The 1,175-nt window shown below is 58.7% G+C and carries 1 protein-coding gene; it reads right to left on the bottom strand.

Annotated features, from left to right (window positions below):
- Window positions 1-120: 120 nt before the first annotated feature.
- Window positions 121-1,175 (bottom strand): recombinase family protein (locus tag HMPREF2975_RS09790; protein ID WP_070727428.1); only part of this gene is annotated, 1,055 nt, incomplete at its 5' end.

The raw sequence follows: 1,175 nt of genomic DNA, 5'->3' as shown, positions 1-1,175 counted from the left end.
GTTCTTCCATCTCGGTAGAGACGCGAGCGTAGGCAGCGACCCGTCTGCGTGCCGGTGCGCCAGATGAGGCTGTGGCAGATCGAAGCTTCTTTGTTGCGGGTATCGCTGTGACGGTGCGGCTCATGCCAGCCTCCCCTCACTGGTTAACCCCACTGGTGCAATGGTTCCATCCGCGAGGTGGAAGGTGAGCTGATGCTCGAAGGCCTCAATCATCACGACCTGCTCAGCAACCGCAGCGGGGTCGAAACTTTGGGTGCCGAGCATGTCTGCGCAGGCTTGTTCGAGGAGTGTTTCGCGCAGGTTGTGCCCCCTACAGGGGTTGCCATTCCCGGTGCAGGCACTCCAGCACCGCCAAAACTTATACGAGGTTCCAGACTTGTAGGTGCGGGTTTTGCGTTGATAGTTCTTCCCGCACGCCGCGCAGCAGATCCGCCCGGTGAATACGCCCGTGTTCTTCGACGGGGTCGCAGCCGGGCCCACCTCACGCCTGTACGCGATTTCTGCTTGCACCGCGTCAAACATCGCCTCGTCAATGATTGGCGGGAGGGCTTGCTCGACCCAGTAGCGTGGCAGCTCCCCGTTGTTGAGGGAGCATGTGGGTGCTTGGATTGTGGGGCGGTACATTTTCTGTAGCATTTGGCAGCCCTTGTAGCGCTCGTTTTCGAGCATGCGACGAAACACTGACCCGTAGAACCGTCCCCCTCCCCGAGAGCGTTTACCTTCAGCATTGAGCATCGTCGCGGTTTTCTCCGGGCTGATCCCATCGAGATAATTGGCAAACAGTAAGCGCACAATCTTGGCTTCTTCGTCAATGATGGTGAACTCGCCGTCTGTCCAGTGGTAGCCATAGACAACGAAGGAGTTCGTGCCCCCGTTCTTGTATCGGTTGCGGATCGCCCATTTCACGTTGTGGGATAGCGAGCGGGATTCTTCCTGGGCGAACGACGCCAACAAAGTCAGCAACAGTTCCCCGTCAGCGCTAAGGGTGTCGATGCGTTCGCGTTCGAACCGTACGGCCACGCCAAGGTCTTTGAGCTCACGGACCGTAGCCAGTAGATCGACAGTGTTGCGGGCCAGGCGTGAGATTGATTTACACAACACAATATCGACACCCCCGCGCCTGGCTGCGTCCATCAGGTCTGCCAGGCCTTGCCGGGATTTCGTTGACGTGCCAG

Source organism: Actinomyces sp. HMSC065F12 (assembly GCF_001814535.1).
In the GTDB taxonomy this organism is placed as follows: Bacteria; Actinomycetota; Actinomycetes; order Actinomycetales; family Actinomycetaceae; genus Pauljensenia; species Pauljensenia radingae_A.
Note: the sequence above shows the minus strand (reverse complement) of the source record. Positions and strands in the feature narration are given on the sequence as shown.